Annotated in this window: 7 protein-coding genes and 1 pseudogene; 7 read left to right on the forward strand and 1 reads right to left on the reverse strand. The window is 68.0% G+C overall.

Going from position 1 to position 6,808, the window contains the following annotated elements; all coding sequences use genetic code 11:
* Window positions 1-101 precede the first annotated feature (101 nt).
* On the forward strand, window positions 102-461 hold the full coding sequence (locus tag ACFWW8_RS37775) for a hypothetical protein (RefSeq protein WP_386537279.1): 360 nt from the start codon (window positions 102-104) through the stop codon (window positions 459-461).
* Window positions 462-740: 279 nt separating this feature from the next.
* Entirely contained in the window at window positions 741-1,310 is a 570-nt protein-coding gene (locus ACFWW8_RS37780) for an SMI1/KNR4 family protein (protein ID WP_386537280.1), read from the forward strand.
* A gap of 63 nt (window positions 1,311-1,373) precedes the next feature.
* On the opposite strand, the pseudogene ACFWW8_RS37785 reads toward ACFWW8_RS37780, so the two are convergent.
* Window positions 1,374-2,125: pseudogene (locus ACFWW8_RS37785) on the reverse strand (transposase family protein).
* Between the two features lie 229 nt (window positions 2,126-2,354).
* On the opposite strand from ACFWW8_RS37785, the gene ACFWW8_RS37790 reads away from it, so the two are divergent.
* From ACFWW8_RS37790 to ACFWW8_RS37810, 5 genes are all read left to right on the forward strand, one after another.
* A complete protein-coding gene (locus tag ACFWW8_RS37790; protein ID WP_386537283.1) occupies window positions 2,355-2,534 on the forward strand; it encodes a hypothetical protein in 180 nt (59 codons plus the stop codon).
* Window positions 2,535-3,749: 1,215 nt separating this feature from the next.
* The gene (locus ACFWW8_RS37795) at window positions 3,750-4,145 is read left to right on the forward strand and encodes a MerR family transcriptional regulator (protein ID WP_386537286.1); all 396 of its coding nucleotides are present in this window, start codon (window positions 3,750-3,752) and stop codon (window positions 4,143-4,145) included.
* Between the two features lie 106 nt (window positions 4,146-4,251).
* A complete protein-coding gene (locus ACFWW8_RS37800) occupies window positions 4,252-5,175 on the forward strand; it encodes an NADP-dependent oxidoreductase (protein ID WP_386537289.1) in 924 nt (307 codons plus the stop codon).
* A gap of 246 nt (window positions 5,176-5,421) precedes the next feature.
* Window positions 5,422-5,880: an ATP-binding protein gene (locus ACFWW8_RS37805; protein ID WP_386537291.1), complete on the forward strand. Its 459-nt coding sequence runs from the start codon at window positions 5,422-5,424 to the stop codon at window positions 5,878-5,880.
* Complete coding sequence (locus tag ACFWW8_RS37810; protein ID WP_386537294.1) at window positions 5,814-6,095, forward strand: hypothetical protein; 282 nt, start codon at window positions 5,814-5,816, stop codon at window positions 6,093-6,095. The genes ACFWW8_RS37805 and ACFWW8_RS37810 overlap by 67 nt, the downstream gene beginning before the upstream one ends.
* Window positions 6,096-6,808 lie beyond the last annotated feature (713 nt).

Here is a 6,808-nt window from a genome sequence, read left to right on the forward strand (position 1 = left end):
GTGGGAAAGCCCCGCACCTTATGGTGCGGGGCTTTTCTGCGTTCCGGACCGGTTTCTGCGGCTCGGCTGGGTATCCTGGCCGCGTTCCCCTGGAGGACGCGATGACAGCACAGCAGCTGGAAGACGGTGGGCCGCTCATCCCGCAGCCGGCCATGACGCGGGAAGCCCTGCGGGACGCCGTGCGGCGGATCGACATGGCCAAGCTGGCGGTGCTCGACAAGGAGTGCAACGAGGCGTTCGACCGGGCCGCGGAGACCGGCGCCATCAATCCGCTGCGGTTCTTCCTCATCAAGTGGGCCACCCACGTCGCCATCCATCGGTGGCCGGCCCGGGCGGCGGCCCTCCGGGAGGAGGCGGAACGCGTGGCCGGGGACCCGGCCGCGACGGAAGCCCAGTTCCGGGCCGCCATGGAGACCAGCAGCCGCATCCTGGCCGACGCCCAGCGGGAGATCGGTCAGTGAGCGTTTTCAGCTTCGCCACTCCAGGGTGACGCCATGGTCCTCGCTTGAGTCCTGGAAGCTCCTTGGCTGGGCCCGCCGGCACGGTGAGTTGTCTGTGAAAAGTCGCGGGCGGTCACTTCGCTGAGGGGCTGGCTCCGCACTTCGGAGCGGAAGACGATCGCGGGGGAGATAGAACGCATGCTCGAAGTATCATCCCTGCAAGGTTCTCCGGCCGGTGCTTTCCGACCTCCGCAGTGGCGTAGTCGGACGGAGGCATCCCTGTGGAGAGGACAGAGGGCGATGAGTGTGGCCGAGAGCTGGTCGCGTGTGATGAGTCTGCTTCGGGAGCACGCGCCGGCCGATTACGCGGATCTGCCCGGGCCCGCTACGGAGCAGATGCTCGCGGCAGTCGAGGAACGGATGGGGATCCCCCTGCATGGGGACCTGCGGACGTGGCTGTTGCAGAACAATCTGGATCTGCCGGAGGAAGATCTCGACGACGAAGTGCAGTGTTGCGGTTTCGACGGGTTCCCCGACGAGGGGAGCTTCTTCCTGGGCATCCGGGCGATGGAGAGGCTCTACGCGAACCGCTCCACGTCCTGCGGATTCGACCCTCCGGACCAGCCGGACTACCCGTTCTGGCGTAACGAGTGGATCCCGTTCCTGTCGGATCAGGACGGCTGGAGTGGAAAGTTCATTGATGTGCGGGACGGGCGCGTCGGCAGCTGGTTTGTGGGTGGCCCCACGGTCACGGGCGAGTACGAATCGATGGCTCAGTATTTTGACTCTGTGGCGGAGACGCTGACGAGGATCGCCGGTGGAAGTTCCCGGGTCAGTCGGTTCACCGAAGGTCGGCTTGCCTGGTCGTGAGACGGTTCCCGACGGGATGATGGCCATTGCCAATCCGTCCTCCCCCTGGAAGGGCAATGAGATTCACCAGCGTTGACGTTCCAGGGTGAGGATGGCTGCGGCGATGACGGTCATGCGGTTGGGGCTGCAGCGGGCCCGGCGGAAGATCTGCCAGGACTTCAGCCTTGCGATGCTTTGTTCGACCGGTGCCCGTGCTGCCGACAGGGCCCGGGTGATCGTTCGTTGGGTCGTGGTGAGGTCCGGGTTCGGGAGCCGTCTGATCGGTGTGGTCACCCAGGGGCCGGCTCCGATGTAGGCGCGGTCGACGAGGACAGGGACGCCTTGGCGTTCGCAGATCCGGATGATGCGGTGGGTTCGGGCCGCGGTCAGATCGTGGGTGCTGCCGGGCAGCGCGGGTGAGATCCACAGCAGTTGCCTGCCGGGTCGGCGATGACCTGCACGTTCACGCCGTGGCGACGGTGCTTCTGCGAGAAGTCGCTCCGGCTGTCTCCGACCCGGTCGCACTCGGCGAGCGTCCCGTCGAGCAGGACGTGATCAGGATCAGTCTCGCGTAGTACACGCAGCAGGCCGGGCGCCCGTCGGGACAGGTGATCGACGACGGCCGTGACGTAGGCATGGGCGGTGCCGACGGATATGCCGAAGCCGGCGGCGATCTGCGCGAGCGTGTCGTGGCGGCGCAGGTACACCAGGCCGACTAGGGCGCGCAGGTGGGGCAGTAGCTTGCAGCGTCGGTCACCCTCACGGGTGACGATGAGCATGGATACCCATTCAACCAGGGCGTGCGGCAGGTCGAGTGCGGCAGGGCGGCGAACCAATGAGGCTCCTGTGTTGATGAGTTGAGATGTCGAACATCTCTCTCAACGGCACGGGAGCCTCGTGCGTCGCGGAACGCTGGCCCGTCACCCGATCGGTGGCCACTCTGAAAGACCTCAGTGCCCCTGCGGGGCGAAGGCGTGGAGAGCGACGGCGGCTGGGCGTGGGAGTGCGACCCGAGCCGGTTGTGGGTACTGGGGGACATGCCCGGGGAGTACCAGCGTGTCGTCGGTGCCGTCATGGACGGCCTGGTCGACCTGGCGTCGATGGCGATCGACCCCCAAGGACGGCAGCCTCTACGAGGACCCGCAGCCGATGCGTCTGCGTACGTACGAGGACGAGCACCTGATGCTCTGGTACCAGACCATCCCGCACCGGAGCCGGGTCTACCTCAAGCGCGTAAACCTCTGAGTCCAGCCGGTACTCGGCCCGCCACCTTGAGGCCGCGCAATGGGGGGCGGTCCAGCGGATGACGAGCTCGCCGAATGGGCGGGGAGAGCGTCACGTGTGCCGACGCCGCGGTCGTATTCACGTGGCGGACCTACCAACTGGCCCGTCACAGCAATCCCGTCGTTCCGACCGAGCCGCCGTCCTCTTCCGGGGGCCGAGCCGGAAAGCGGCGTCGTGCACTTCGTTCGGCCGACCGGAGAGGCATGGTTCGCCAATTCGTCCAGCGGAGGCGGCCGGGCACGCTGGATTGCCACGGGCGCCACGTCGCCGGCTCGCGGCTCCTCGGCGAACCGGGTGTGGGCCGGGGGTGTACCCGGCGGACGACGAGGGGCATCGAGCATCGACCCCGCGTCCTTGCCGCCCGGTCGGACGCCGCCCGTTCGCCGTTGTCATGATCGGCAGCCTCTGTCTCGGTGACGAACCCGCTGCCGCCGACCCGGGCGCCGCCGTGGGGAACGACGGGCTGCCCGGAGGCGCCTGGACGACGAGCGACTGCAGGTCGGCCAGCACCTGCCGCGTGCAGTCGATGGCAGCCTCTGCCGAGTCGGCCGCAGTCACCGCACGACGATGAGAGCGTCTTCGGCGAGCCCGACACGGGGAAGCGAGGACCATGCGCTCGCCACTGCCGTTACGCACCGGACGGGCTCACCCCAATGCAGGCCGGGCGGACGTGCTGGAGCATGTCCCGGCCCACGACGCCGGGGCGGGCTCGGTGGAGCGGGGCTGCCGGACGTCCCCCAGACGGGGCTCGTCAGCACGCTGTCGGCGCGCTCCGGTGACACCGGGGGTAAGCGCGAAGGGGAAGTCCGGCCCGCTCGCGGGCACGCTACGACTGGCCGACAGCCACATACCCTCACCGGGAGTCGGGCCGCGTCCCCTCCGGAACCCGAGTCGAACGGGGACGCGGGCGCCGCCGCTTTCCTCCAAGGGCCCAAGCGGCTGCTCGCCTCCGTCGCCCCGTGCGCGACGGCGGATGAGCTCCACGACGACCACGCGCACGGCGAAGCTGAGGGAAGCATGCGGTGAGCGTGATGGACTCTGCCCTGCGTGTCGGCGTACTGAGAAGAACGTGCCCAGTCGTGGGGCCGGGACGGCAAACCCTGCGGAGCGGGTCCGTAAGCGCCCATGACTCATCGGCGTTCTGAACCTGGAGGCCGCGGACGTAGGCTCTCAAGGATGCGGATAGGCGAGTTGTCACAGCGCACGGGCGTGAGTCCGCGCTCACTGCGGTACTACGAAGACCAGGGACTGCTGACCAGCTCACGCTCCGACGCGGGGCAGCGTCACTATTCCGATGCCGCGGTCCAGCGCGTGTCGCTCATCCGGCAACTGTTCGATGCGGGGATGTCCAGCCGGGTGATCGCGACTGTGCTGCCGTGTGTGGACATCCCGGATGACCTGGACGTCGCCGAGGAGACGTTCACCGCGATGATGCGCGAGCGCGACCGGATCGACGCCGACATTGCGCACCTGATCGAGACCCGGGATGCACTCGACGCGCTGATCAGCGGCAACAGCAGGCACCGGGCGGAGCTTTCCACGGCCCCGGAACCGGTGGCGCAGTCGACCTGATGCTGTGACCTCCATCTCAGCCGGTTGCCCCTGACATCAATGTCAGCGGTGAGGATGGCGACAGCACCCGGAGTCACCGGGTTGGCCATACGAGAGGCGGCGGAAGATGGGGCAGGCGTGGGGTTTCAACAGGTATGGCGGGCCCGGGGTGCAGGAGTTCTTCGATCGGCCCGATCCCGTACCCGGTCGCGGTGAGGTGCTGATCCGGGTCGGCGTCGCCGGCGTGAATCCCCTCGACCACCTTCTGCGCTCAGGTCTGGTCGACGGGCTCGACGGCGGGCGTCCGTTTCCCCGCGTGCTGGGCATGGAGGCTGCCGGAACCGTTCTCGCCCGGGGCGAGGACGTCGACGGGCTCGAGGTGGGCGACGCGGTCTTCGGCTTCGCACTGACCGGTGGCGGCACCTACGCCGAGACGACGGTGCTGTCCGCACCGAACACCGCGCGCATCCCGGCGGGTCTGTCCGCGACCGTGGCGGCAACGTTGCCAGTGGCCGGGACGACCGCGGTGGACGTGCTCGACCAACTCGGCCTCCCGGCCGGCGCCACAGTCCTGGTCAACGGAGTCGGGGGCGGGGTCGGCCTCGCCGTCGCCCGACTGGCGATCGGCCGCGAGCTGCGCGTGATCGGCACCGGAAGTGCGGCCAAACGCGAGCACGCCGAGGGCATCGGGGTGCGGTTCATCGACTACACCGCCGAGGACGTCGCCGCCGCGGCACGCGAGCTGGTTCCGGGCGGCTTCGACGGAATCGTCGACCTGGTCGGAGGCACCTCGCTGCGGACGGTCGCACCGCTGGCCCGGGATCCCCGCAACGTCATTGCTGTGGGTGATACGTCTGTGTCCGATCTCGGTGGGCGTTTCGTCGAGCGTCGCGTCGACCGCGAGAACCTGGAACGGTCGGCCCGGCTGGCCCTCGACGGAGTCCTCGCACCCGTAATCACGGCGGTCCATCCGCTCTCCGAAGCCCCAGCCGCCCTCGCCGCCGTCGAGAACGGTCATGCCTCGGGCAAGGTTGTTATCAAGGTGGCATGAGCACTGCCCGGTTGCCTGACACCGTCGACGGTCCTTACGGGCTGACCAGAACCCTTGGTCAGCGGATCATCAACTGAGCACGTTCACCTGTACGGGCTTGAGCACGTTCAGACGTACGCCGACACTGCGTGAGCCGCTGAAGTCGCTGCGGCTCTCGGGGGTGCCAAAAACCCTCAATGTCCGCCTGGCCCAGGCCCGCGGCGGCGAACTGTGCACCCGGACTTGCTGCGAGTCTTCGGCTAGGACGTGATCACCCGCCGTGAGGCCGTCGCCTTCCAACGACGCCTGACCGGGCGACGTTCGATCAGTACCCCACCCGGAGGAGTTCGACTTCGCCGCCCCTCGAAGCTCACGGCCGCCCGGATCCGCGACCTCGGTTCCCCGCGCTGGCTCCACTCCGGCGAGTCGGTCATCCTCTTCGGCCCCGTACGGGGCGGCAAGACCCACGTCGCCCAGACCCTCGGGCACGCCGTCCGCCAGGGCGCCCACGTCCGCTCCGCCAAGACCACGCGAGCTAGGACAGCGTCCCGAAGGGCCGGGCTGGCGAGGATGTCGGTCCGGGATGAGATCGTTCCCGCATGGCCGAGACAGACGAAGCGGGAACCGACGTTGAGCACGCCGTCATCGCCCGCTACCGACTGGCCGATGACGGCCTCGGCGCACCCGATCAACGGGCGGTCGTCCGCCAGGCCCAGTCCCTGCTGACCGACGCGATCGAGCAAGCCGACGTCGGCGAGTTCGACGGAAACGAATACGGAGTCGGCGAGGTAGTCCTCTACGCCTACGGACCGGACGCCGATGCACTCTTCGCTGTGATGGCACCCATCCCGCACGACCTCCCGTTCCGGCCGGCCCACGTCATCGTGCGCTACGGCTCGGTCGATGACCTATCGGCCGCCGAGCACCGCGTCGATCTCTGACGAGACGAGTCACCCGCCCCGGGCGGACGGGCACGTGGGGAATCACGTGGACCTACCCCTGGGGAATTGCCGGCTCTGTCGGGCATCTTGTGGTGTCGCAGGATCACGGGCCCAGGAGTACGCGTTGGCGGAGGAGCTCGAGGTTGGTCGACTCGGCCGTAAGCCATGGGCTTGGTGAGGTCGACGCGAGCGACGTGGCCCTCGACCTGTCCGGAGCTCCACGGCGTGGAGAGTCCTGCACTGACGGCGTCGAAGTTGGCTCGTGGACGCGAGTGTCGGCGGCGCTTGACCGGCGCGTGCACCCTGGTCGGGCAGGGAGAGCCGCTGCCGCGTTGAGGGAGCGGGCTGGCCGGCTCATACGTGGGGAGGGGAGACCGTTTCCCGAGGCTGAGCCGGCTCTACGCCGGGCCGGGGAAGGGCGGTTCCACCGCTCCGGACACCTGGCGTTCCCCGTTTTGACACCGTCGCGACCCAGCTTGTAGAGTCAAACGGTTGCCTCGAACTGGACAAGTTCGGCAGCCCCACCCCTCAAGGAACGCACGTTCCATGTGGGGTGCATTCGACTCCTAGAAACTGAAGCCGGGAAATCCGGTGGAAAACTTCTGATAGAGTCGGAATCGCCGGAAAGGAAAGCGCGAAAGCGAATACCTGGAAAGTGCCGAGGAAGTCAGGCCCGAAAGGATCTGATAGAGTCGGAAACGCAAGAACAGAAC

Source organism: Streptomyces sp. NPDC058701 (genome assembly GCF_042715295.1).
GTDB lineage: Bacteria > Actinomycetota > Actinomycetes > Streptomycetales > Streptomycetaceae > Streptomyces.